This window comes from Paenibacillus hemerocallicola (assembly GCF_006265175.1).
Classification (GTDB): domain Bacteria; phylum Bacillota; class Bacilli; order Paenibacillales; family NBRC-103111; genus Paenibacillus_AB; species Paenibacillus_AB hemerocallicola.
The window spans coordinates 44,360-69,661 of the sequence record NZ_VDCQ01000016.1 but is presented as its reverse complement, the minus strand read 5'-3'; the positions used below and the strand labels follow the sequence as shown (position 1 = coordinate 69,661).

General features: G+C 55.8%; 22 protein-coding genes. 8 read left to right on the top strand and 14 right to left on the bottom strand.

The genetic code is table 11. The annotated features are described in order from the left end of the window. Window positions 1-14 precede the first annotated feature (14 nt). Both FE784_RS13710 and FE784_RS13705 read right to left on the bottom strand, forming a co-directional pair. Window positions 15-1,496 carry an aldehyde dehydrogenase family protein gene (locus FE784_RS13710; protein ID WP_139602768.1) on the bottom strand — a complete coding sequence of 494 codons (1,482 nt, stop codon included), beginning with the start codon at window positions 1,494-1,496 and terminating at the stop codon, window positions 15-17. Further along, the gene (locus tag FE784_RS13705) at window positions 1,489-1,749 is read right to left on the bottom strand and encodes a hypothetical protein (RefSeq protein WP_139602767.1); all 261 of its coding nucleotides are present in this window, start codon (window positions 1,747-1,749) and stop codon (window positions 1,489-1,491) included. Before FE784_RS13705 ends, FE784_RS13710 begins: the two co-directional genes overlap by 8 nt. Before the next feature lie 312 nt (window positions 1,750-2,061). Here FE784_RS13705 and FE784_RS13700 point away from each other — a divergent pair, with 312 nt between their 5' ends. From FE784_RS13700 to FE784_RS13690, 3 genes are read left to right on the top strand one after another with little or no spacing between them, the layout of a single operon-like run. Further along, complete coding sequence (locus tag FE784_RS13700) at window positions 2,062-2,778, top strand: ABC transporter ATP-binding protein (protein WP_139602766.1); 717 nt, start codon at window positions 2,062-2,064, stop codon at window positions 2,776-2,778. Then, window positions 2,775-4,148, top strand: coding sequence for an ABC transporter permease (locus tag FE784_RS13695; protein ID WP_139602765.1), 1,374 nt, complete (start codon window positions 2,775-2,777; stop codon window positions 4,146-4,148). The genes FE784_RS13700 and FE784_RS13695 overlap by 4 nt, the downstream gene beginning before the upstream one ends. A gap of 16 nt (window positions 4,149-4,164) precedes the next feature. Then, a complete protein-coding gene (locus tag FE784_RS13690; protein WP_139602764.1) occupies window positions 4,165-5,247 on the top strand; it encodes an efflux RND transporter periplasmic adaptor subunit in 1,083 nt (360 codons plus the stop codon). A gap of 466 nt (window positions 5,248-5,713) precedes the next feature. Here the strand turns inward: FE784_RS13690 and FE784_RS13685 are convergent, their stop codons facing one another. The 11 genes from FE784_RS13685 to FE784_RS13640 all read right to left on the bottom strand — a co-directional run bounded on the left by FE784_RS13685 (window position 5,714) and on the right by FE784_RS13640 (window position 17,629). Continuing rightward, window positions 5,714-6,490: a LamG domain-containing protein gene (locus FE784_RS13685; protein WP_139602763.1), complete on the bottom strand. Its 777-nt coding sequence runs from the start codon at window positions 6,488-6,490 to the stop codon at window positions 5,714-5,716. Window positions 6,491-6,734: 244 nt separating this feature from the next. After that, a complete protein-coding gene (locus FE784_RS13680; RefSeq protein WP_139602762.1) occupies window positions 6,735-7,844 on the bottom strand; it encodes a hypothetical protein in 1,110 nt (369 codons plus the stop codon). Between the two features lie 278 nt (window positions 7,845-8,122). After that, window positions 8,123-9,160 carry a glycosyl hydrolase family 18 protein gene (locus tag FE784_RS13675; RefSeq protein WP_176706199.1) on the bottom strand — a complete coding sequence of 346 codons (1,038 nt, stop codon included), beginning with the start codon at window positions 9,158-9,160 and terminating at the stop codon, window positions 8,123-8,125. A 15-nt stretch (window positions 9,161-9,175) separates the two neighbouring features. Next, window positions 9,176-10,828 carry an extracellular solute-binding protein gene (locus FE784_RS13670; protein WP_176706198.1) on the bottom strand — a complete coding sequence of 551 codons (1,653 nt, stop codon included), beginning with the start codon at window positions 10,826-10,828 and terminating at the stop codon, window positions 9,176-9,178. A 168-nt stretch (window positions 10,829-10,996) separates the two neighbouring features. After that, the gene (locus FE784_RS13665) at window positions 10,997-13,216 is read right to left on the bottom strand and encodes a hypothetical protein (RefSeq protein ID WP_139602759.1); all 2,220 of its coding nucleotides are present in this window, start codon (window positions 13,214-13,216) and stop codon (window positions 10,997-10,999) included. A 21-nt stretch (window positions 13,217-13,237) separates the two neighbouring features. Then, window positions 13,238-13,423: a hypothetical protein gene (locus tag FE784_RS13660; protein ID WP_139602758.1), complete on the bottom strand. Its 186-nt coding sequence runs from the start codon at window positions 13,421-13,423 to the stop codon at window positions 13,238-13,240. Continuing rightward, a complete protein-coding gene (locus tag FE784_RS40850; protein WP_176706197.1) occupies window positions 13,420-13,593 on the bottom strand; it encodes a hypothetical protein in 174 nt (57 codons plus the stop codon). Before FE784_RS40850 ends, FE784_RS13660 begins: the two co-directional genes overlap by 4 nt. Window positions 13,594-13,684: 91 nt before the next feature. Then, window positions 13,685-14,494: a response regulator transcription factor gene (locus FE784_RS13655; protein ID WP_139602757.1), complete on the bottom strand. Its 810-nt coding sequence runs from the start codon at window positions 14,492-14,494 to the stop codon at window positions 13,685-13,687. A 61-nt stretch (window positions 14,495-14,555) separates the two neighbouring features. Continuing rightward, window positions 14,556-15,998, bottom strand: a complete 1,443-nt coding sequence (locus FE784_RS13650) for a glycosyltransferase family 2 protein (RefSeq protein WP_139602756.1) — start codon at window positions 15,996-15,998, stop codon at window positions 14,556-14,558. Beyond that, the gene (locus FE784_RS13645; RefSeq protein WP_139602755.1) at window positions 15,995-17,191 is read right to left on the bottom strand and encodes a HEAT repeat domain-containing protein; all 1,197 of its coding nucleotides are present in this window, start codon (window positions 17,189-17,191) and stop codon (window positions 15,995-15,997) included. The genes FE784_RS13650 and FE784_RS13645 overlap by 4 nt, the downstream gene beginning before the upstream one ends. A gap of 84 nt (window positions 17,192-17,275) precedes the next feature. Beyond that, the gene (locus FE784_RS13640; RefSeq protein WP_139602754.1) at window positions 17,276-17,629 is read right to left on the bottom strand and encodes a helix-turn-helix domain-containing protein; all 354 of its coding nucleotides are present in this window, start codon (window positions 17,627-17,629) and stop codon (window positions 17,276-17,278) included. A gap of 413 nt (window positions 17,630-18,042) precedes the next feature. On the opposite strand from FE784_RS13640, the gene FE784_RS13635 reads away from it, so the two are divergent. The 5 genes from FE784_RS13635 to FE784_RS13615 all read left to right on the top strand — a co-directional run bounded on the left by FE784_RS13635 (window position 18,043) and on the right by FE784_RS13615 (window position 22,408). Continuing rightward, complete coding sequence (locus FE784_RS13635; protein WP_425465547.1) at window positions 18,043-18,894, top strand: decaprenyl-phosphate phosphoribosyltransferase; 852 nt, start codon at window positions 18,043-18,045, stop codon at window positions 18,892-18,894. Window positions 18,895-18,924: 30 nt separating this feature from the next. Beyond that, window positions 18,925-19,275, top strand: coding sequence for an SMR family transporter (locus FE784_RS13630; RefSeq protein ID WP_176706196.1), 351 nt, complete (start codon window positions 18,925-18,927; stop codon window positions 19,273-19,275). A 31-nt stretch (window positions 19,276-19,306) separates the two neighbouring features. Next, the gene (locus FE784_RS13625; RefSeq protein ID WP_139602751.1) at window positions 19,307-19,738 is read left to right on the top strand and encodes a divergent PAP2 family protein; all 432 of its coding nucleotides are present in this window, start codon (window positions 19,307-19,309) and stop codon (window positions 19,736-19,738) included. A gap of 50 nt (window positions 19,739-19,788) precedes the next feature. Next, window positions 19,789-21,438 carry a hypothetical protein gene (locus FE784_RS13620; protein ID WP_139602750.1) on the top strand — a complete coding sequence of 550 codons (1,650 nt, stop codon included), beginning with the start codon at window positions 19,789-19,791 and terminating at the stop codon, window positions 21,436-21,438. Window positions 21,439-21,499: 61 nt separating this feature from the next. Beyond that, on the top strand, window positions 21,500-22,408 hold the full coding sequence (locus tag FE784_RS13615) for a hypothetical protein (protein WP_139602749.1): 909 nt from the start codon (window positions 21,500-21,502) through the stop codon (window positions 22,406-22,408). 543 nt (window positions 22,409-22,951) lie between these two features. Here FE784_RS13615 and FE784_RS13610 read toward each other — a convergent pair. Then, window positions 22,952-25,180 carry an MMPL family transporter gene (locus FE784_RS13610; RefSeq protein ID WP_246132018.1) on the bottom strand — a complete coding sequence of 743 codons (2,229 nt, stop codon included), beginning with the start codon at window positions 25,178-25,180 and terminating at the stop codon, window positions 22,952-22,954. Window positions 25,181-25,302: the final 122 nt, after the last annotated feature.

The following is a 25,302-nucleotide window of genomic DNA, read 5'->3' as shown; positions in this document are numbered from 1 at the left end:
CCGCTTGCCCTGCGTCAATTGTTGTCGATTTGCGCCCGCTGCAGCTTGCCGCTGTAATCCACGTATACCGATTTCCATTCCGTAAATACGTCCAGCGCGGCTACGCCCGAATCGCGGTGGCCGTTGCCGGTTCCTTTCGTGCCTCCGAAAGGAAGATGGATTTCCGCGCCCGACGTGCCGGCATTGACATAGACGATCCCGGTGTCGAAATCCCTGATCGCCCGGAATACCCGGTTCACGTCTGATGTGTACACGGAGCTGGACAAGCCGAACTCCACGTCGTTGTTCGCCTCGATCGCTTCCTCCAGACTGCCGACCGGGATAATGGCGGCGACGGGACCGAATATTTCTTCCTGCACGATTCTCATGCCGGGCCTCGCATCCGTAAACAGCGTCGGCTGGAAAAAGTACCCGCCGGGGAGACCATCCACGTTCGCGATGCCGCCTCCGCACAACAGTTTGGCTCCTTCCTCCAAGCCGATCCGGACGTACCGGTCGATTCGTTCCAAGGATGCCCGGTTGATGACCGGACCGACATGGACCTCAGGATCGAGACCGTTGCCGATGCTCAGCCTCGCTATCCGCTCCACGAGCTTTCGTTCGAGCCGGTCCCGGACGTCCCGGTGGACCAGAATCCGGCTGCAAGCGGTGCAGCGCTGGCCGCTCGTCCCGAAGGCGCTCCATAGGATGCCGTCCGCCGCCAGATCGAGGTCCGCGTCCTCCAGCACCGTAATCGCGTTTTTGCCGCCCATTTCCAGAGAGGTCCGTTTGAGCAGCGACCCGGCGCGGCCGTTAATCGCTCTTCCCGCCTCGTTCGAGCCGGTAAAGGAGATGACCGATATGCCCGGATGGTCGACCATCGCGGCCCCGACCGTGCTGCCGGAGCCGTTGACGAGATTGACCAGCCCTATGGGCAGTCCGGCATCTGCGTATACGCGCACGAAGCCCGCGGCGGTGAACGGCGTCTCGGAAGCCGGCTTCCATACGACCGCATTCCCGGCGACCAATGCGGGAAGCGATTTCCACGAAGCGATCGCGATCGGGAAATTCCAAGGAGTAATAAGGCCGACCACCCCTACGGGAACGCGCAGACTCATGGCGAACTTGTCGGGAAGCTCCGACTGGACCGTATCCCCGAACATGCGCCGCCCTTCGCCGGCCATATAATAGGCCATATCGATCGCTTCCTGTACTTCGCCTCTCGCTTCCTCGATCACCTTGCCCATTTCGAGCGTAATCGTCTTCGCCAGCGCTTCTTTTCTCTCCTGCAGCAGCAGGGCGACGCGGTACAGTACTTCCGCCCGCTTCGGCGCCGGCACGAGCCGCCATTTCCGCTGCGCCTCGGAGGCCGCGCGGACGGCAAGCTCGACATCCGCAGCAACCGACTGGACAACTTCTCCCAGCCGTTCTCCCGTAGCCGGGTTCGTATTGGGCAAATACCGTCCCGATGCGGATGCGACCCATTCTCCGTTTATATAGTTGACCGCTCTATCCATTGCTCCAGCTCCTCCGCATTTGCTTCAACCTCTCTGCTTCCGGCAACCGTTCTCCGGGCAAAAAAAGCGAGATCAGGAATATCCTTCTCCCGACGGTCCGAAGGCGGTGCCCGGCGGTCGCGATGACGCCGCATTGCTTCAGAGCGGCCGCTGCGAAGCCGTCAGACGTATATCCGTCCGGGACGGGAGTCTGCAAAATGCTCGGTGCCTCATCCGTCATTTGTTGCCACACCCACTTCGACATAAACTCCATACCGCTCTCACCTCCTCGTTAACCGCCTGTATTCACTATATCGCGGAGGATTTCCGGAAACTATGGTTCTTTTATACAAAAAGCAGAGCGTTATTCGGCATCAGTTTCATGCAGTACAACCAATGACATTCCCTCAAAATCGGATCATAGCGGGGCTGTTCCGCAACCTCATCGCTTCATCGAACGGCAAAATTCCGAAACATTAAGAAAAACTTCATTATTTCTTGAAAAACTATTAAGTACCGTCATGTATGATGAGACATGTTAAGGTCATGGCGGACCGCCATGCCAACCAACAGACGGAGGGGTATCGTGCTAGTCGTTCAAAAGCTTTCCCATTCGTTCCTGAACGGAACCGAATCGACGCAAGTGCTCGCCGGCATCGATTTCCGCGTCGAGCGCGGCGAGATCGTCGCGCTGCTCGGCAGCTCCGGCTCCGGCAAGTCGACACTGCTCAACCTGATGGCCGGCTTGATGAAGCCGACCGAAGGCAGCATTCTCATCGCCGGCCGACCGATCGAGAAAATGAGCGAGAACGAGCTTGCCGTGTTCCGGCGTACGCACATCGGCTTTATTTTCCAGTCCTATGAGCTGATTCCCCATTTGACGGTGCGCGAGAACGTCGAGCTGCCGCTCGTCTTTCAGGGCGAGAAAGCCAAAATTCGTCGCGAACGGGCAAATGCGCTCCTTACGCGGGTAGGTCTCGCGGGAAAAACGGAGCTGTTCCCGTCCCAGCTGTCGGGCGGCCAGCAGCAGCGCGTCAGTATCGCCCGATCGCTCATTACCGAGCCGGCCGTCGTGTTCGCCGACGAGCCTACGGGCAATCTGGACACGAAGACGGAAGCGGAAATTATCGATTTGCTGATCGAGCTGAACGTCAATCACGGCATCACGTTTGTCATCGTTACCCATGAGCACGAGGTGGCGAGACGTACGAAACGGATCATCCAGCTGAGAGACGGGAGGCTCGTCGAATCGGACGCGGAAAGCGACGAGGATGCGTTGCTGCACGGGGAGGTCGGAACATGAGGTTGCGCGATTATATCGCACTCGGCTGGGACCAGCTGCGACGTCGCAAAGTCGTGACGCTGCTGTGCGTCATGGGCATCGCCATCGGCTCCGCCTCGATCGTCGTGGCGCTTGCTTTCGGCGAATCGATCTCCCATTACAGCACGAAGCAGATGAGCTACTATTTGAAAACGGACGAAATTACCATCATGAACAACAGCAGCGGTAGCGGCTCGGGCCAGACAAGCGCCGTAGACGATTTCGGCATTACGAAGCAAAAGCTGAATTTGATCAAATCGCTGCCCCATGTCAAGACGGCGGCGAGCTTCGAACGTATCGGCAACCTGCAATTCGTCGCGGACGATACGAAAACCGGTTATCTGGATATTACCGCTACGGATCTGGGGACGTTGACCGACTTCGGCTTCGAATATCAGCAGGGAGCCCCTATCGACCAGGACAACGTAATCGTGCTGAGCTATACCGCCACGGTAGGCTTGCGGGATCGCCAGACTTCGCTTACCGACGCTGCGCGGCGACAACAGGCGCAGCTGGAGCAGGACGTAATTCAAGGCCGCGAGCAGCCGCCCATCGTCCCATATCCGCTGTATCGCAAACAGATCCGACTGCTCAAAACGGTCAATATGGCGGACGGTACGTCCAGAACGCTGGAATTTCCCGTCCGGGTCGTAGCGATCGAGAAAAGGGCCGAGAACATGTCCGACCGCGCGGTCTTTTTTTCGCAGAAAACGGCTTACATCTCGCCCGGGCTGGCAAGGCAAATCCGCGAGGCGGAAGCTGCCGTCTCCGGCAAAAGTCCGGGGAGCCTCGAAGCCGAGAGCCATTTCGACAACGTTACGGTCAAAGTCGATCAGGCGGCCAACGTGGCCGAAACGGACAAGCTGATCCAATCGCTGAAGCTGCGGACGATGAACAATTTGAGCCGGCAGGAAAGCATGAGCAAGGAATTTGTCATCGTGCGGATCATATTCGGGGGGGCCGGCTTGTTCATCCTGTTCGTCGCCTCCATCTCGATCATTGTGGCCATGACGATGTCGACGCATCAGCGCAGACGCCAAATCGGCATTATGAAGGTGCTCGGGGCGAATTTGGGACAAATCCGCAACATGTTCGTCGTCGAATCGGCACTGCTCGGCGTCATGGGCGGGCTTGCCGGCATTTTGTTCGCGTATTGGGTCATATGGGGGATCAACGTCATCCTGATCAAAACGAACAGCACCGGCTCCGGCGATGCGGAGATTTTGTTCATCAGCTTCTGGATATTGCCGCTCGGCCTGTTCTTCGCCATGCTTACCGGCATCATGTCCGGCATCTTCCCGGCGATCAAAGCTTCGAGAACCGACGCGCTTACCGCGATAAAACGAGAGTAGCAAAGGAGCAAGCATGATGCGTAAAAAGAAAACGTGGCTGTATCTCGCCATCGTCATTCTACTGTTCGCCATAAGCAGTTTGCTGTATGTGCAAAGTCACCCCGGGACTCAGAAGCCGGTCGCGAGCCCTGCCGGAAGCGCGTTGAAATTCAAGGCGGAGAAACAACATTTGTCCAATACCGTCGAGGTGAAGGGAAAGTCGTCCTACGTGAAGGAAACGATCGTGTACGCGCCGTTTTCCGCGGAGATTACACAGTGGTCGGTGAGCGACGGCATGCAGGTCGAGAAAGGCAGTCCGCTGTTCAATCTGGACGACAAGTCGCTGCGCGACGAGATTGCGGAGCAGACGGCGAGCATCCGCAAATCGGAGCTGGAGGCGAAGCTGAAAACGGCGGAGCAGGCCGCCGCGGCGATAACCGGCGAGAAGATCGCGGCCAACGAGGGCGAAGCGCTTCAGCTGTTTACGAAATCCGCCTCCAAGGATGTGCAGGAGGAGCTGGATCGGGTAAATCGTTCCCTATCGAGCGTCAAATTGGAGACGAAGCGGGAGAAGCTGGCTCAGGCCGAGCCGGTCGCCCCGGAATCGGGAATTTACCTGATGGCCGGCACCACCAAGCCGCAAAAGGTGGCGGAGGGCGAAGCGATCGGCAAAATCGTCGACGTCTCCAAGCTGCAGATGACGACCTCCGTAGGCGAATACGACGTGTTCCGCATCCGGCCCGGCATGCCGGTGCAGGTGAACATCGATGCGCTGAAGCAGACGAAGCTGACCGGCAAGGTCGAGAAAGTATCCAAATTTCCGAAAACGACGACCGCCACCGATACCGGTCCGGCTCAGTTCGAGGTCGTCATCTCGCTCGACACCCACGATAATTTGGTCGCCGGGCTCACCCTGACCGCCACGATCGAGACCGACAACAAGCAAAACGTGCTCACCGTCTCCACGATTGCGGTGCAGCGGGACAAGGACGGCTACTACGTGATGCTGGAAACGGCGCAGGGCGTCGAGAAGCGCGCGATCAAGGTCGGTCTGGAAACCGCCGACAAAACCGAAGTGCTGGAAGGACTCCAGGAAGGCGATACGGTCGTTCTCCAGTAGCAGGACGCTCGCGAGGAAAACGGATAACAAGCGATAACCGGCAGAGCCCGCTTCTCCCGCGCATACGTACGGGAAGAGCGGGCTCTGCTTTTTTCTACGACAGCATCATTCACATTCAGGAGTGCCGTCCCGCAAGATCGGGGAAGGCTGGTTGCCTTTGTCGGTGCCATGCCCGATCTTGCGGGACCGCGAATCCAACAAATAGCGGAACTTGAGTATGCTATTGTCCCGAGTACTCCTGTTGATGGCAAAATAACGGAAAACCGTTCCGCTATTCCGCTGTTCACGATCATTTATACCCTCAAAGTTTGAGAATAACGGAAGCCTGTTCCGTTATCTTCAAGCGTGCAACGGAATTCGGGACCATTACGGAATATAGTTCCTCTATTTAACGGCAACACGTTGCACCCGTTTCATCAAGGGGCTTCCAGGTTGTTTGTGGATTATGCTGTCGCAGTTTTATTTCTCACACGGATGGGACGGACGTCGTGCGGGCATGCAGCTCCGCTATTTCCTCCGCCGTAAGCGCACGGCTGTATACGGCCAAGCCTCCGAGCAGACCGGTATAGAAATTGCCCATCTCGCCCGACCGATCCACGGCGCCGACCGTAAAATCGGCCCCTTCCGCCCCTCCATCGTACAACCCTTCGGGATACTCGAACGGATTGTAATGCTCTCTTGCATCCAACGAGCCGTCCAAATAAATTTTGGCATGGCTGCCGTCGTACGTGAACGCGACAAAATGCCACTCCGCCTTGCTTAGCGGCGTATTTCCGATCGCGCTCGTCATGCAATAAGGAAACCCGGGCGTCGGTCCGCCGACGGAAGATACGTGACCGCAAGCCTGCCCCTTGCTTTGCCAAATGCGCAGGTCGAGAAACAGACAATATTGGCGTTTGCGCCGCGATTCGTTCCATATTCCGGCGACGGCCTGGCAGCCCTTGCTCTCGACGTCAGCCCATTTCAACCAGGCGGCGATCGTCACTTGAGCGGCTGGCCCGTGAATATCAAGCGCGGGACATTCCGCCCTGGGCAGCGAAAACCATTGCCCGTGCTTTACGTCCGCCGCGTACGGCCCGAATATGCCGTCCTCCGCCCGCTCTACGGCTCCGGCCCCTTCCGCCAGCTCGTAAGCGTATGGTCCTTGCGCTTTCCTGCTCTGCCCGCCCTGCTCCTGAAAATCCCAGAAGCTGATCAAGCCATCGGCATTACGTACGGCATTCGCAGCTTCGTACATGCTCATAAAAGTCCCCCTTGGCATCGTCGTTTTAAAGACAGCCATTCAACACTACCATTATAATCGCAGCGAACTTCGGCGAACATTAATGAAACAACAACACTTGTACGATTCTACGTTTTACTCGGCATTTGTTACTCCACGCCAATGTTCCCCCGAACAACGCAGCCGTCCCGCGCTACCGCGCCAAACGCGCCTTATGACACGACAAAAAACCATCCGTGCCCCGGACGGTTTTCCCCGCAACCCGTTATTTTTGCCGCACCCAGCCGTCCATCCACCAGCCGCGATCCGGCGCATAATCGTAGCCGGTCCTCGGATCGGGAAGTTGGAGAGTAAACGAGCTCCACCAAAAAATACCCGCGCCATGCACGCCGTTCGGATTGATTTTCGGGTTGATCGTACGGTCGAGATTCAGTTGCTCTCTGGCCAGCTTAAGCCCTGCGGCCGCGTTGGAAATATTTTCTATGGCAGGGTCGTGATACACCGTACCGTCCTCGTCCGCCTTCGTCTCATACACCGGCATCGTCGGATTCAGCATCGTGTCGGGGTTACTGCTATGCGCTATGGCACGCGCGTATCGAACGACCGTCGTTTTCCAAAATTGCCGGTACGTGTCCGAAGAATGAACGCGGGAGCCGTAGCCCAGCTGATCGTACATCATCGGATTCAGCATGTTGAATATGCCGGCCATCTCGCTGACATATGTATCCGACCATAATGCCGGATCCGCAGGCGCTGCGACCGAGTAGATCGCCTTGTCGTCCAGAACGGTCCGGACGTATTCCGCCGTCGCCTTCAAAGCCGGATCGTTCGGCAAAAATCCTTCGATATCGAGCTGGATTCCGTCCGCTTTGTACAGGTTTCCTTGATAAGCCAAGCCCTGATTGAGCAGTTTGTCCGCAACGGCCGTCAAATTGGCATTGTAAACCGTATTTCCGAAATTCGGGTTGCCGACTTTTTTGCCGTTTTGCCACAGCGTCCGCCTGCCGTCGTTGACCATGACGATAATGATTTGATCCGGAGCCGTTTCCCTGGATATTTTGATCCAGCGCGCCAAATGCTTGTAGCCTTGCTCCGGAAGCGTGCCGTTGCGGGCATTGCCGCTCGAGACGAGCACCCCGATATCGGCCAGCTGATACTTGATGCGGTATTTTTGCAGCTCCAGCACCCGTTCCTTGATTTGCTCGTCCGTCAATGGCTCCGTGCCGTTGAACCAATATGAGTTCAAATAAGCGGTATTGTTCGCCTGCCATACGCCATCCGCATTCGTTGCTTCCTGACCGTAGACGGCAAGCGAAATGGATACGGATAACAGCATCGTAACAAGCGCCAAAATCCCCACTGATTTTCGTTTCACCTTGTTGTTCCTCCTGGATGTCAAACTGGTCGCACGCGGTGTTATGAAACGCGTTACAATGGAATTATACGGAAAAGAACGGGCAAAAGGATAGCTCGTTTTGAGCGTTTGAGCAAAAATAAGCAAATAGTCCCGCGCCGGCGGCACCCGGTACACGGAAAAAGTCCCCCGGAGGCGACGGAAAGCCCAGTAGCGGATTCCGATTCCTTCCGGGGGAGCACCCGTTCTCGCAAGCATATTTTCGGCTTGGTGGCGATTGTCGGTTCTGACTGCTCGGCTTACGGCTGGCGCATCCATTCCTCCATCCACCAGCTGCGATCCTGAGCATAGTCGTGAGCGTCCGGGTCATGCGGATCGGGGCCGCGCATAATAAATTTGCTCCACCAGAAAATGCCGGCTCCGTGCACGCCGTTCGGATTCAGCCGGGGATCGCCGGCCCGGTCCAGAGAAAGCCGGTCTCTCGCCCGCTTCAATCCTTGCGCCGCATACAAAATATTTTCGATCGCCGGATCGTGATATACGGTACCGTCATCGGCCGTTTTTTTCTCGTAGGCGGGCATCGTCGGGTTAAGTCTCGTTCCGGGCCGACTGCTCTTCACGATCGCATGCGCATACCGGACGATCGTCGTCTCCCAAAATTGCCGGTACGTCTCCGGCGAATATACGGGCGAACCCCAGCCCAATTGATCGTACATCATCGGGTTCAGCATATTGAAAATGCCGGCCATCTCTCCGATATACGAATCGGACCATAGCGCAGGGTCATACGGGCAGGCGATCGAATAAACGGCCGCGTCGTCCAAGACGCTCCGAACAGATTGGGCAGTCGCCTTTAGTACCGGATCATCCCGCATAAACCCTTCGATATCCAGTTGGATGCCATCCGCCATGTAGAGCGCTCCACCGTAAGGGACTCCCCGGTTGACCAATTTGTCCGCCAGCGTTCTCAGGTTACCGTTGTATACGGCATTGCCGAAGCTCGGATTTCCGATTTTGCCGCCGTCCAGCCATATCGTCCGCTTGCCGTCGTTGACGGCGGCGACGATCTTTTGCGACGGGTCGGTTTCCCGCGACACTTTGATCCAACGGCCCAGCTCCGAGTAACCGTCGGCCGGAAGCGTGCCGTTGCGGGAATCTCCGCTGGAGAGCAATACTCCGATGTCCGCCAATTGATACTTGATGCCGTAGGATTTCAGCTCCAGTACGCGCGCCCGCATCTGAGCGTCCGACATCGGTTCGATGCCGCTAAACCAATAACTGTTCAAATAAGCCGTATTGTTCGTCTGAATCGCCACAGGCTCAGCCATCTCAGCCATCTCCATTTCCCTCCTCTACTTCTTCGCGTCAAGCTTCCGTTTATTATCGAGCCACTTGGCCGTCTTGAATTGCAGCAATCGTTCGTACCCCGCCTCGTTGGCCGCCTTGCTCGCCTGCTCCAGCGCGGCGACGACCTCCGCGTCGCTTTTCGCGTTCAGCATGGCCGCTTTCGCTTCGTCGTAAATGCCCCTTACGATCTCCGCGATTTTGCCTTCCTCCGACTCGGGAGCCGGATCGAGGTTGACGAAGGCGGTCGCATCGAAAGACGTCTGCAGCGGAATCGACGCTTGCGGCTCCTTGCCCCTCTCATGCAGCGCACGCTGCTTCTCCACGCTTTCCCAAGCTTTGCTCATATAGGTGGAATTGCCCGCCCACTGAAACGTGTCCCAGACGCCCAGCAGACGGTTGATCTCCCCGGTCTCGTCATAATAGTTCGGCTTGAGCACGGGGATGCCCGCCTCGTCGGTACCGCTCCAATACAAGCTCTCCGGTCCGAAATTCAAGACGCGCTGCCCTTCCTCGCCGGTCAGCCAGTCCAAATAAGCGTATAAACCTTCCGGATTCGCGGCTCCGGTCGTAATGACGGACGAGTTCCAGCCGGTCGAATCGTACTGGGTCGGCCATACTTTATGGCGATCTACCCCGGCTTTGCGCAGCGGCCATATGAGCTTGTAGCCCACTCCCGAAGCGGCCTCCTGCTGGGTCAAGTTCCCCCGCCGCGTCAAATCCGTTACATTATATGCGGCCATGACCGCCACTGCTCCGGACGTTACCTTATGCCTGACCTGCTCGAGCGTCTGGGAGAGCGCATTCGCCCCCATCAGCTTCTCCCGGTACAGCTTGCTCGCATACAGCATAGTCTCCTTGTACACCGGATCGGAGAAAATGGACGTCAGCCGGTCTCCCTGCGGAACGGCCAGTTGGGAAATAAACAACGTGGGATGGTCGTCCGCGAAGCCGGAATACAGAAGGTCGACTCCCTGACCGAAAATCGTCACCTCGAACGGTACGACGTTCGGGTATTTCTGCTTGACGAGCTGCAAATACCGGTATAGATCGTCGAATGTTTCGAGCTGCGGGGAGCCCAGCTCTTCGTACAGCTTCATGTTGATGCTGTAGCCCCCGTTGCCGGTAGGCGTGGACGTGTGCCAGTTCGGAAACTGGTACAGCTTGCCGTCTTCGGAACGAAGCAAATCGAGGGTACCGGCCCCCGCCCACTTTTTCAAGTTCGGATATTTGTCCAAGTAAGGGTCCAGAGGCACGAGTTTTCCCGCCTTGCGCAGCCGTTCCACATCCGTCCCCCGCTCCGTAAAAATAACGTCTGGCAGTTGGCCAGAATCGAGCATTGCCTGGAACGTTTGGGCCGCCTTCCCGCCGGACGGTATATTGGTAACGCTTACCTTTTTGCTCTCCTTAATCCAGCGCGTTGCCGGATCGCCTCCCCACGGCTGCATCTCGTACCAGTCATAGTTGCCGTATAAACTGAAGGCGAGCGGAGATTGCCCCAGCACGAACTTGCTCCCGCCTGCTCCGGATTCTTCCTTCGGATTCCGCACCTCCGTCGCCTTCTTCGTTGCGCCGGGCTTGTCGGAGAAGCAGCCGGTGACCAGGAAAGCCGCCGCGCAAGCCGCCAAGCCCGTTCGGATCAACCCGTTAGCTATACTCATGTGTTCCCCCTCCATCGCTAAGCTTTAAATACCCCCACAAAGTAGGGCCTTTGCTCCGATCCTTATCCAGGCACTTTGCGGGGACCCCGAATCTTATGCCTTGTAACTGTTTAAAAAACCCGCCAAGATCGTGGAAATCATGGCGGGCCGGCTTGTCAAAAGCTTTATTCAGTTGTCGCCGCCGATTTTCCGGAACGCCTCCTGCATGATCGCATAGCTTTTCTTCAGCCTTTCCTGGTACTGTACCTGGTTCCATGGCTTCCATTTGTACTTGGGCAGCTTGGACACATCCACGACGTCGCCGCCGTCGCCCAAGCCCTTGATTTGGCCCGTGCTTCTGTCCGTGATCCACGGGACGAGGCGGATGCCGTCCACCTTCCGGGTTTGCAGCTTGCCGCCCTTCTCCCCGTAGTCCATCGCGAGCAGCGAGCTCGGATCGGAGAAGCCCAGCAGCATCCACGGAATCCGCATCTCGACGACGTTCCCTTTCGCCTGCCACATCGTCAGCGAATTGTAGTCCGTGGAAGCCGGATCGGTCGTACCGCGCTTCAGTTGGCCTGCCGGAACGTCCTTGTAAGGTCGGTAATATTTGGCCGCCGGGGGACTGAACTCCATGTCGACGATCAATTTCCAAGGCTTGAAGATGCCGGAATCGTCGTTCATCTCCTCTTCGACGACCGGAGCCATTCCGTTCACGACGCCCCAATAGCGGGTCGTAAAATCATAGTTTGACGCGATGGTTACTTGGCTGTCCAACGTTTTGCCGATCGTTACGAGCGTCTCCAGCCCTTCGCTCAGCGTCCGGTCTCCCAGTTCCTTCGAATGACGGTTGCCGCCCTCCAGCGTATCCGCCCCGATATGCAGCGTTTCCTTCTCCGGATCGAACTCGTTCTCCAGCTCTCCCGCAATGTAGACGTAAGCCTCGTCATGCGTAACCCACATGCTGCTCCAGCCGGGTACGCCGGGATCGAACTTCTTCTTGTCCTTGAGCTGGTGCCAGTCGTCCAGGCTGCCGTCGATCAGGAGAGGCCCGTCCTTGCTCGAATACATGCCGGTGAGCCCGAACAATTTCTCGTTCGTGAGCACGTTCAGCCAATATTTGCGCCGGTCGACCGGCTGCTCGAAATCTTGCGTATTCCAGGTCCGCTTGAACCATTCGTCCTGCCACATGAATACGATGGCTCCGGCGTAGTTTTCCTGGACGATTTCATGAAGCAGGTCCACGTTGATTTTTCCCTGCTCTTCCTCCGTATGGCCGCCCTGATTGCGGCCCAGGCCGGTTATATGCCCGATGCCGAGTGAAGCGGGAACGCCGAATTCCGTAATGACGATCGGGATTCCTTTATGGTGCTCCTTCAACAAACGGAGATAAGCTTTGTACGTATCGATTTCGCCTTTGTCGTTTTTGACGTTTTTGATCGTCTCGTCGCTTCGGAAAAATTCCGGATAATACGGATAAGCGTGATAAGAGGCGTAATAGCCGGCTTGCCAATTCACGGGCTCGATATGCATCGGATCGACGCTGACCAGATCCTCGGCCCGGTCGATTTCCCCGGGATGCTCGAGCGGGTCTGTCGACACCCAGTTCGTAAACGCGTACGGATGCTGCCATCCCTGCTTGCTCTCGAACGCCGCAAGCGTATCGAGCATTTCCGCCAGCATATTCTCGAACGGCGTCGCCCCGCTTTTCGCCTTGAAGAAGTCGCCTTGGTACGGCTCCATCCCCTCGTACGCCTTATCCGTCGCCTCCACCAAGGGCGGATCCCATTCCGTCCCGACGCTCCAGCCGAGCAGGTAAGGGCCGGCATTGGCCTTGTATTTGCCGTCGGCCTTTCCCCGCTCCTTCGTAATTTTGACGTCCCCGTACACGGCCCCGACCGCGTAAATGATTTCTTTCTTGAATTCTTTCGTCGCCAAGGGGCTCAGGGCGTCATGGGTTTTAAACATTTGCGCTTCGGGCGACCATACGCCCTGGATAAAATAAAGCGGCGAATCCCGGTTCTCCTCGTTGAATTCCACGAGAGCTTCGTAAAAAACCGGATCATGGATCGTATATACCCGGATGACGTTGGCGCCCAGCTCCTTGATCTCGGCAAACCAGCGCAAAAACGTTTTTTTATCGATCGGCAGCTCGCCGGGATCGTGACCGGGCAACGTCGCTCCCACATTGACTCCTTTCGCGAAGAAAGGCTGCCACTGCTGATCGCTGTAGATTTCGAGCTGATCGCCTTGCGTGCGGAATTTCACGTTCATCCCGTTGTCCAGCTTCGCGTTCTCCACGAACTCGCTCTCCGCATGAAGCGGTTGAAAAAGCTGCCAGCCGAAATACCCGGCGATCAGAACGGCGATGATGGCTAAGCTTAGGCGCAGCTTGATGTTCCTTTTCATAATGGCCACTTTTCTCCTTACTTAATGCGACTTCCCGCTCCATTTCCGGACCCGGGCAGCGCCGTCCGGCGCCAGCGTATGCTTGCGGCTTGCAACCGTATCGCTGAAAATGATTTCCATGCCGCGGATTTGTTCGATCGTAGCTTCCTGCCGGATATAACGGACCATTTTCTTGAACGCCTTCGGATAATCATCGAATTTTTTCACGGCTCGTACGCTCCGGCATCAATATGCTTCAGTAAAATGTTCCGCAACTGTCCAACATAGACGGCAAGCGGCCTGGACGGATGGTGATGATCGCTCTGGGCTTCCGAAATAAAATGCAGCAGCTCTAGGCTAAGGCCGGTCAAATCTCCGGTTGTTTCCGTTGCTTTCAAAATCTCATTCCTCCTCCACAAGGTCTTGCGCGGCAAAGCCGGCATCGTTGTCGCAAATACGGCGCTTGTACGGAAACACCGCCCGCAGCTGCTACTGCAGAAGCCGGCGAATTCTCGCTTCCAGCTCCACCGGGGAGTACGGCTTCGTGATGTAATCGGAGACGCCCAGATCGAAGCATGTGCTTATATCGCGTTCCATCCTGTTGTCCGAAAGCACCATGATGCTGCAATCGACCGATCCTTCTTTTTTCTGGCGAATGCTGCGGATCAGCTCATAGCCGTCGTATACGGGCAAGGACAGCTCCGTTATGACCAGGTCCGGCGACAAGCTGTTGAACAGGCGCAGCCCGTCGAGACCGTTATCGGCTATGTATACGTCGTAGCCTTTCATTCGCAGCCGCGAATTGAGCAATTCGCCGACCGTGGCGTCCTCGTCGATAATGAGAATGGTCGAAGACTTCGTATCGGCATCCGGCTGATTGTAGATCAGAATGGCGCTTTCGTCGTCCGCTTCGTCCGCGATCATGACATGCATCGCTTCCACGTCCGTTTCCTTCGGTATCCCGCATTCCGGAAAGCTCGTGATGAGCAAGCTCCCCGGGATGTTCTCGTCCTGCATGAACTGCTTGACCGCAAGCGAAACGTAGTGCGTATAGCTCAGCTTCTTATCGGGCAGCAGGATGGCCAACGTCCCGTAATTCGACTCGTACCAGAATTGCGCCCCCGGATCGAGCTCGGGACTCGAAAGCTTTTCCTTCAATCTTTCGAGCCCGCCGTTTCCGAGCGTGCACTTCGCGAGAATGAGGCCGCATACGGTCTCGCTCGATTCTACCAGCACCCGGTTTAAGCGAATGAATATCGGATGGGCTTCCGTCTTTTCTTGCAGCATTTGCATGGACATATCTATCACCTCATAAGCGGATTCGTTGTTTCACGGATTCGTTGTTTCACGGATTCGTTGTTTACGGATTCGTTTGCGGCAGCTCCTGCTTCGGTGCGGCCAATTCGTTTTTCCAACTGGTCCGGACCATAACTCCCCATGAATCGTCATTGCGGATATAGTCGATGTGTCCGAGTATTTTCCAATATACGTTGATCTGGTTATAACCTAGCGTCATCAGCACGGAATAAAACATCATTTTGACAAGATCCTTGAACTTCGGATACCGCCGGAAGGCGATCTCCTCGATAAGCAATGCGCCGCAGCTGAACAAAACCTCGACGAGCAAGCTTACCCCTATAATGAGCAGCATCATCTTGTAGTCGGCCATATTCAGCGAGATGTACGCGAACAGCGCCATATACCCGGTAATTCTCAAATAGGGACCGAGCGTCTCGAAAATCAACGTGTACGGCATCGACAGAAGCCCGACCGCCCTATATTTCGGAACGAACATCATGCTGCTGTATTTGAAAATGTTTTTGATATTGCCCCGCGACCACCGCTTGCGCTGGCTCTTCAAAATGCGCATCGACTCCGGCGCCTGCGTCCAGCAGACCGCATCCGGACAATAGGCGATCCGGTACGGGAGATTGTTGTCGAGCATATGTTTGTGCAGCTTGATGATAATATTCATGTCCTCGCCCGGAAAGCCGTCCCGGTACCCGTCGACTTGGACCAGGTAATCTTTGCGGAACAAGCCGAAGGCGCCGGAGACGATGATGAGTCCGTTGATGGCGCTCCAGCCGATTCGGCCGGCAAGGAACGATTTCAAATATTCGATGTTCTGGAACATCGGAAGCAGCTTGCCCGGCAGGTTCACCTCGGTAACCGAACCGTTCTCGATCTTGCACCCGTTCGCCACGCGTACGTTGCCGCCGATCGCGATCGTTTCCTCGGGGTTTTCCATATAGACGGAAGCTAGACGGATCAAGGCGTCCTTCTCCAGCAGCGAGTCCGCATCGATCGTCGCGACCAGCGGGTAATGCGACACGTTGACGCCTACGTTCAAGGCATCCGCCTTGCCGCCGTTTTCTTTGTCCACGACGTACAGCTTGGGGTAGCGGGGATTATAGTAAACGCCCTTGATCGGCATCGCTTCGAGTGCCTGCTGGGCGGAATAGTTCGTCTTGCGGATCAGATTGAATTCTTCGATCAGCACCTGCAGCGTTCGATCCTTCGAGCCGTCGTTGACGACGATTACCTCGTACGACGGATAGCCCAAATTCAACAGCGAGCGGACGCTCTCTATGATCGTCAGCTCCTCGTTGTAGGAAGGCACCAGAATCGAAACCGGCGGCACCTGCTCCGATCCGGACAGCTCGCGGTATCTGGCGTATTTCACCCCTTTGATAATGCCGATGATCCGTTTATGCGAGAGCAGCATAATGATCAAATAAAATACGTATACGGCAATAACGGAATATAAGGAAAAAAGCGCGTACCCTAGAAGCAATGATTTCATGCCGTATCTCCTTTCGAAAAGCCGAGCCTTGCGCCTTCCGCGGGAGGAGGGCCGCCGAAAAACTGCCGGTAAATGCGAAGCTTGCGGTTATGCCAAACCGCCTGCTCGAAATCGTCGTAATACAACGCGCCTTTTGCCAATTCCTCTTGAATGACCTCGTCCGCCAAGCGCGACTGAATCGGTTCATCTCGGCGCTGCGCCAGCTCGCACAACGCTTTGAACCCCGTGTCCTCCAGCTGGAGCAGGCTCCTCGCGCTCGTGAGGCGCACCTGCCGGTCGGCATCCTTCATCCCCGCCTTCAGCAGGTCGACCGTTTGCGCCATCCCCAGCCGGCCGAACGCCTCGGCGACCGCGGCGCGAACGTCCGCATCCTCATGGTGCATCAGCTCTCTCATCAGCTCGGCCGTCATGTGCGTCCCATGGCTTATGATCGCCTGTACGGCCAACAATCTCAGCTCCGGATCGTCCGCATGCAAGAACCGCGGCATATCCCCGTAAGCGCCGGGAATGGAACGGTTTTGCAGGCCGGTCAGGGCGATTTTCACCAGCTCCTCGTCCGTTTCCCGCAAATATCCGGTGAGCAAGGCTGTGCAGTCGATTCTGGATAAAGCCAACACCTCGGCCACGAGCCGGTGCGACTGCTTGCGGAATTTGGCCAAATTGCGGACCATCCGGTCGATCTCCTCTTCGTTCTGTGCGCACTTGGAGATCGCTCTGGCGATTACGAAGGCGGGCGAGCCGTATTTCTCCTCGCCGAGCAAATACGCGAGCGACGGCACGGCCTCCTTCGCCTGCATCACGCCAAGGTTATAGGCCGCGTCCAGCCGGGTCCAATGGATCTCGCTGCGCAGCCTGCGCATATTCAGCTCCACCAGGCCGAGGGCGACGCACAGATCGGTCAGCTTGTCGCGTTCAGCGCCGACGATTTTCTCCATCCATTCGAACAGCTTTTGCTGAATTACTTTGAGCTCGGTTTTCGTAAGCGTCCCGGCCGGCTTCTGCAGCGGCGCGTCCTCGTGCAAATGCGATTTCACGTAGTCGAAATAATCCTGATGCTTTCGCAAATAACGGTCGGTTTGGCGCTCCAGCCAAATCGCCTTCGTTCTAAGTCCGAATAATGCGAGAAATACGATTACGATCAATACAATCAAAATATAGGCCAGAACGATAATGTCCGAAGCATGTTCGGTCATACGGTTTTCCCTCCCTATCCGAATTCCTCTATATCTGTTTCTTTCCGACGTTTCCGTAAAGCCGAGTTCCGCCCTGGCCGGCGTCTATGTTTTTTGCTTCCTCATTTCCTGCTTCTGAAATTCGATGAATGCCTCCACCGAAGATTTGCTTACCCCCGAACGGATGGCGCCGCGAATCAGCTGAATCCAATCGGAAGGCAGCGGCTCCTTCTCCTCCGACAAGCGAAGCGGGTTATCCCTCCTTTCGGAAAACAGAAAATATTCGACATTCACCCGCAGCACCCTGGCTATTTTCTCCAGAAAATGAATCGACGGGTTCGTTTGAATGTCTCTTTCGATTTTGCTCAAGTAAGACTTCGCCACTCCGGCACACTCAGCTAATTCCGATAATGAGATGCCTCGCTCGAGGCGCAGCTGTTTCACTCGCTTCCCTATCATGACCTCATTACTTCCTTTAAGAGATTTTCCCTTCGAAGGGTGCACGTCGTCTGGCTGCTTGACGGAATAACGTTCTCATTAAAGAACCAATTACGAGTATAACCCAAATCTACTAAAAATAAAAATAGTAAAATCTCGACAAAATTCTATAAAAAGAACGTTTTACCCCGTTTTTCTGCCGAAAGTACGGTTTTCCTCCCCTATTTAGTGCTTTATAAAGAACGAATCGTTCTATATAATCAAACATGGTGTTCTTTATAAAGACCGAATCGTAAGAAGTAGAGAATGTTTCGGAGAGGAGTTTCCCCCTTGCTTTTATCTGAGAGAAAAAGGATGGTTGATTGATGAACATGCCCAATTCGAACGTGGGAGCCAAAGGGAAAAAAGCGAGCCCGTTTCCCTATTCCCTGTACATGTACTTCATCCAGCTTCGTCCCAGACAGTGGACCAAAAATTTGCTCGTGTTCGCCGCACTGATCTTTTCCATTAAGAAGTCGAATATGGACATGCTGTTCCATTCCATCGCGGGCTTCTTCCTGTTCTGCTTCGTCTCGAGCTGCGTCTACATTTTGAACGACTTCGTGGATCGCGAAGCGGACCGGCAGCATCCGGAGAAACGCCATCGGCCGATGGCATCCGGCGCGATCAATCCATATGGCGCGCTGCTGCTCGGAGGTGTGCTGCTCGTCTTCTCCTTGACGATGGCGCTTACGTTCAGCCCGCTGTTCAGCCTGCTGCTGCTCGTTTATTTTTTGCTCAACATCGGCTACTCGCTGAAGCTGAAGCACGTCGTCATCGTCGACGTTCTGATCGTGGCTTCCGGGTTCGTGCTGCGTGCCATCGGAGGCGGTCTCGTCATCGGCGTCGCGCTTACGCCTTGGTTTTTAATATGTACGATGCTGCTGTCCATCTTCCTTGCGATCAGCAAGCGGCGTCATGAGGTGAATGCCCTGAAGACCGGAAAAGGCGCACACCGGAAAGTGCTCGATTTCTATTCGATCGAGCTGCTGAACCAATTGAACAGCATCGTGACGACGGCGACGATCATGAGCTACGCCTTGTTCACCTTCACTTCCGGCCATACGATTCACCTGATGTGGACGCTCGTGTTCGTGCTGTACGGCGTATTCCGCTACCTGTACCTGATTCATATGGAAAACAAAGGCGGCAAGCCGGAGAAGGTGCTGTTCGAAGACCGCCATATTCTGGTTACGGTCATGCTGTACGCCTTCTCGGTCGCGCTCATTCTCATTTACCTGGAATAGCTTGATCTTATGGAGAACGGAGGATTCCCGATGAAGTTTGTATGGCTGCTGTCGTCCGTTCTGCTCGGCGTCGTCGGACAGCTGTTGATGAAATGGGGGCTTGTCAACCCGAAGCCGCTCTGGAGCCAAGGACCGTCCTTCGTGAGCATGTTCAGCTCCTGGCCCGTGCTGGCGGGGCTGTTCTCTTACGCGCTCAGCTCGTTGTTTTGGCTGCTCACGCTGAAGCAAATGAACGTCAGCGTAGCCTATCCGATGGTCAGCCTCGGTTACGTGGTCGTCGCCCTGGCCGGCTACTACCTGTTCAGCGAATCGATCTCGGTAACGAAGTGGATGGGTATCGGCTTCGTATTGGTCGGAGTCGCCTTCATCTCGAGAGCTTGAACCATGATACGCATATGGGGGACTACACGCAATGAACGAAGTTCACAGCTATGTATTCGCAATCATTCCGATGATCGCCTGGGTGGCCTCCGGATGCTTGAAGTTCGCGATCAACTCTATCAAGCACGGCAAGGGAGCCCGGAGCCATATCGGAAACGGCGGGTTTCCGAGCACGCACACCTCCGTCATTACTTCCATCGCCATGCTGATCGGGTTTACCGAGGGATGGGACAGCCCCCTGTTCGGCTTGGGCGTCGCCGTCACGATGATCGTCATGATCGATGCAACGGGCGTGCGCAGGGCAGTAGGCGAAAACTCCCGTTGGATCAACCTGCTGACGAGAAGAAATCCCGGCGACGGAGAAGCGCAGCTGAGGGAGAAGCAGGGGCATACGAAAGCCGAAATCGTCGGTGGACTGTGCGTCGGAACACTGACGGCCTGGATCGCTTCCTTACTTGTTTGATGGAGCCGGAACCGTGAAATTATTTATTCGAGGAGTAAGGAGAGATAGAGATGAATGACCGAATTCAGAACACAAGCCTGCTCGCGGGTTTATCCCTATTGGTCTTTACCGCCGCGACGTTTGCAGTGTCCACGCTATTATTTCTGGTGAATGTCCAGATCACCGCCGCCAATCTGTTTATCGCGCTGGCCTTGACGGTAGCGTTCGTCTGGTTTGCCGCGAAAGCTTGGTTTCCGGACAACCGCGTCCTCTATTTCGGCATCAGTCTGGCGATAGCTGCCGCGCTGTTTTTTATATTTCTCGGGGTTAGCGGACATTTCTACGATCTGAGCTACGACGGCCAGACGTACCATCAGGAAGGGATACTCCGCATGGTGGACGGCTGGAATCCGTTCTACGAGACATTGGGAGGAACGGGGGCTCCTTACTCGATCTGGATCGATCATTACGCCAAGGCGGGCGAGACGATCGCGGCCGCCCTGTACGCGGTAACCGGCCAAATCGAGCTGAGCAAGGTGTTCAACTTCCTGCTCATTCTCGCCTCGTTTTTTCTCAGCTTCGCCGCCCTGGCCGCTTGCCTGCCCAAAAAGCGGGGGTTGGCCGCCATTTTCGCGCTGCTGCTCGCCTGCAATCCGGTGAGCATCTATCAAAGCCTCAGCTTCTACGTCGACGGGCAGCTGGGCTCCCTGCTCATCAGTCTCGTGGCGCTCAGCGTACTTATTTATTTACGGCACAACCTGTACTTGATCATCGCGTTCTCGTTGTGCATGATGCTTACGATCAACAACAAATTTACCGCGATCGCTTATGTCGGCATTATGTGCATCGGACTCGTAGCGGCTTTGTACATTACGCAAAAATACGGCCTGCTGAAAAAAATGCTTGTCGCGATGACGGCAAGCACGATTATCGGCGTCGTCATTCTCGGCTTCAATCCGTATGTCACCAATACGATCAAATACCAAAATCCGTTTTATCCGCTCGCGGGCGAGGATGCGAAAGACGTCGTCGCGGCTTTCACGCCGACCAGCTTCATGACGATGAACCGATTCGAGGAAGCGGCCGTCTCCTACTTCTCGGCTTCGGAAGGCAACAGCACGAAGCGGGACGCCACGACGCTGAAGCCGCCCTTTACGTTCAGCATGGAGGAGCTGCAATATTACGGCATCCCCGATACGGCGATCGGGGGATTCGGTCCGCTGTTCAGCGGCGTTCTAGTGCTTTCGCTAATTATTCTGCTCATGGCGTTTCTATTCAACATCCCGCGAACGATGGTCGTGCTCGGTTTGCTCGTCATCCTGTTCGCATCGGTGTTCATCAACTATGCGGCCTGGTGGGCGCGCTACGTCCCGCATCTGTGGCTGCTGCCGTTCATTATCGCGCTGCTCGGCTTCAGCTTCGATGAACGCAAAGTGATCCGGGGCATCAGTTGGCTGATGGTCGCGGTATTATTTATCAATGTGAGCATGGTGTCCTACTCCTATTTCCAGCTGCAATCCGAAGCGAATCGGACTTTGAAAACCCAGCTGCAGACACTTAAGGATTCGCCTCAGCCGGTGAGCGCCTACTTCTCGTATGCGTTCTCCAACAAGAACAGGATGCAGGAATACGGCATCGAGGTCAAGGAATTGCTCGAAGAGCCGAAATGCGGCTCCAAGCTGGAGCTGAAAGATTCCGGCACCCTAGTGTGCACCCAGTAGCCAAAGCTGGCATGACCGTTCTTGCCGGCGAACACAACTATCGCGTTAAAGGAGAGCTTCCGTGAAAACGAAAGATTACCGCTTTGCCGCCAAAACGTTCATCCTCTGCTTGGCACTGCTTCAAGCCGTCATGTATCTCCCGCCGCAAGCCGATGTTTCCCGCAAGGCCTCGGCCGAGCAGCGATCCGTCGCAGCGACCTGGATGTGGAATACTTACGCGATCTGGAGAGATAAAGACCAGACGCTGCAATATTTGACGCAGAACGGCATCAATCTCGTCTATTTGCAAGTCGACAAGGAAATACCGGTCGACGTGTATCGTACCTTCATCAGAGAAGCCGGAGCGCGCGGCATCGAAATCCACGCCTTGGGCGGCAAGCCTTATTGGGCGCTTCCGGAAAGACAAGGGGAGATGTACGAATTCATATATTGGGTGAAGGCGTACAACAACAGCTCCCGTTCGGCTGAACGGTTCAACGGCATCCATCTGGACGTGGAGCCTTACGTGCTCCCGCAGTGGCGTTACGACCAGGATACGGTGATCGGGCATTGGATGGACACGGTCAGCGGCTTCGTCGAGGAAGTCAAGTCGGATTCGTACTTGACGACCGGCGCGGACTTTCCGGTGTGGCTTGACCGGTTCCTCGTCCCCGACGGCAAAGGAGATACGACGACGCTTACGGATTGGTTTTTCGGCAGGCTCGATCAAATCACCCTGATGGCTTACATCGACAACGCCCCGGACATCGTCAAAGCCGTTACGAAGGAGCTGAACGAGGCGGCCGGCAAGCCGGTCATCATCGGCATGGAAACGATGGACAACGACGAGGCGAACACGAGCTTCTACGCCTTGGGAAGATCCCAGTTGACGGGCGAGCTGAATACGGTAGTCCAAGCGCTATCCGGCCATCCTTCCTATGCGGGATATGCCATCCACGAATATGACAGCTGGGTTATGCTTAGGGATTGAATTTAGTTGGAACGAATCGTTCGATGAGGCTGTACTCTTATGGCGCACCGCGCGCGGTGTTTCGCTTCATGACGGCGGTCGGTCCACCACAAGCGAAATTGCGGAACGTACGTACGCTATTTCTCCGGATGCCGCTGTCGACGGCACGATAACGGAACAGCGTTCCGCTATTCCGCCGGTTTTATACGCTTTACCTTTCGACAACGAGATATAACGGAACGATATTCCGCTATTTTCTGAAATGTCGCGGAAATCGGGACAATAGCGGAAGGACATTCCTTTAAATGCGGAGAATTGTTGTTGAAACCATTTTCTAGATGGATAAAGCCCCGGATGCCGTCTACATCGGCATTCGAGGCTTTATTATTGTTAATGTTTAACCTTGCTGAAGCGTTGGCGCAGCGTGTAGCGTTTCCGACACAAGAATAACTTCCGGCATTCGAAGTCCCCGGAAAGTACGAGGAGCAGGCTTCGAAGGTTCACTGTTACTTTTTGTGCGAGAATGCGTTCGAACCTCCTTTGAAAACGCCGACAAACGTTTTCTTAAGCCGTTTCGCGCTCAACGCGCCCGGCATTCGCCGATCCCGCTCCCGGCCAGAACGCGGCGCGTCCCAGCACGGTCGTCAATGCCGGTACGAGAAACGGCCGGACGATAAAGGTGTCCAACAGGACGCCGATCGCCGTTATAATGCCGAATTGGAGCAGCACCTGAATCGGCAGCGTCGCGAGCACCGCGAACGTCCCCGCAAGGATGAGCCCGGCCGACGTAATGACGCCCCCCGTCTCGCTGACGCCTTGACGGATCGCTTCTTTCAGCGGCATATCCTTGCGCTTCTTCCAAATGCTCGAAATCATGAAAATGTTGTAGTCCTCCCCGAGGGCGACCAGGAATACGAACGCATACAACGGGATCGCTCCCGCCACGGCATCGGCTCCCATGAAATAATGCAGGATGATCCAGCCGAGTCCGAGGGCCGAGCCGTAAGAGAGCACGACCGTGGCGATCAAATAAAGCATCGCGACTACGGAGCGCAGGTAAGCCAGCAGCAGCAGAGCGATCAAGCCGATTACGACCGGGATGATAACCAGCTCGTCGCGGTCTCCGGCCCGCTTCGTATCGTATTGGGCAGCCGTTTGTCCGCCGATCCATACGCGTTCCTCCACGCCTGATACGCCAGCCACCTTCAGAACGGCCTCCGTCGCGGTTCTCAGCTCGGGAATATGCCCCATCGCCTCATTATCGTAAGGGTTGACGTTCAATTGAACGTCCACGGATACGATGTCCGGATTCGCTTTTCCTTTCTGCGGAGCGGACACCTCGTCGACGAACGGCAGCTTCTGCAGCGCCGCCTGCAGATCGACCGATTTCGCTTCCGTGTCGGCTATCACCTGGACGGGTGCCAAGCTGCCCGGAGAGAACGCTTCGCCGATCAGGTCGAACCCTTCGCGGGACGGCATATCCTTCGGAAAGGAAGACAATAAATCGTACGTGTACTTGACGCTCGGAGCGAACGAGGCCGCGCCTCCCAGCAAGATTACCGTCACGATAATAACCGTCCAAGGCTTGCGGACGACAAGGTCGGCGAAACGGGCGCCTATCGTTTTCCGGCTATGCGGCTGCGGTGCCGGACGTCCCTTCTTCTCCGCCCGCTCCCGGATCATGTCGGGCGTCCGGGGGACGAACGGGTAAAAGGAGCCTCGCCCCAGTATAGCCAGCAGCGCCGGAACGAGCGTCAGACTCGCGATCGCCATAATCAGAATGGCGAAGCTGAACGGAACGGCAAAACGCTTCACCGCGCCATAATCGGCGAGCAGGAGCGCCGCAAGCGACAGCACGACCGTAAACCCACTCATCGCGATCGCTCCCGACGAGCCGGAAATCGCCTGCTTCAAGGCGGCCCATTTATTCGTTTCCACGGTAAGCATCTGACGGAACCGTGCGATCAGAAACAAGCAATAATCGGTTCCGGCGCCGAACAACAGGACGGTCATGATCGAGATCGCCTGCGAGTCGACCTCGATCCAACCCTCCTTGGCCATAAAACCGAGAATCGGACCGGTAACGCCATATGCGAAGCCTACCGCGATTAACGGAATCAAGGCAAGAATGGGCGATCGGTAAATGGCCAGCAGCAGCACCAGTACGATCAGGACGGTGGCGATCAGAAGCGATACGTCCGCGTTTTTGAAAAGTGCCGTAGCGTCGACGGATATGCCTGCCGGACCGGACACTCTGGCGATCAGCTTCTGCGACGAAATCGTCTCGGCGAACGGATCGTAGCCCGCTTGCCCCGCCGCCTGCTCTTGAATCGACGCAAAGCCGCGCTTCAGTACGTCGCTCTCGGCTTCCTTCGAGAATACGATCGGCGTGACAAGCGTTTGCTTATTTCCGGAAAGCTGGCTTTTCAAAGCCGGAAGCGGCATTTGATGATACGGCGGCAGCGCGGCTTGCTCCGGCAGCGGTTTGGCGGTGAACGTCTGCGCCATATTCTGCACGATTTTCAAGTCGTCGTCCGTCAAGCCTCCCTCGCGGTGCCAGACGATAAGAGCCGGTATTCCTTCGGCGTTCGGAAATTCCCGCTTCGCCACCTCCTCCGCCTGAACCGACGGAAACGACTCCGGCAAATTCGCGGCATTATTGTTTTCCTGCGAATTGACGGAAGGCAGCAGCGCGCTAAGCGCCCCCGTAATGACGATCCACAGCACCAGCGTCACCCACTTGCCTCGCGGGCCGGTCACGCTCCTCCCGTATTTCTCCAACATGTTGCTCATCCTGGACCTCCTCGGTTATGCGGACTCGACATTTGGCCGTTGTTCGGCTACATTCATTGTATAAGCTCATTATATATACCGAACGGTCTATTTTACAATAGTTATACAATATGTTCACAAAA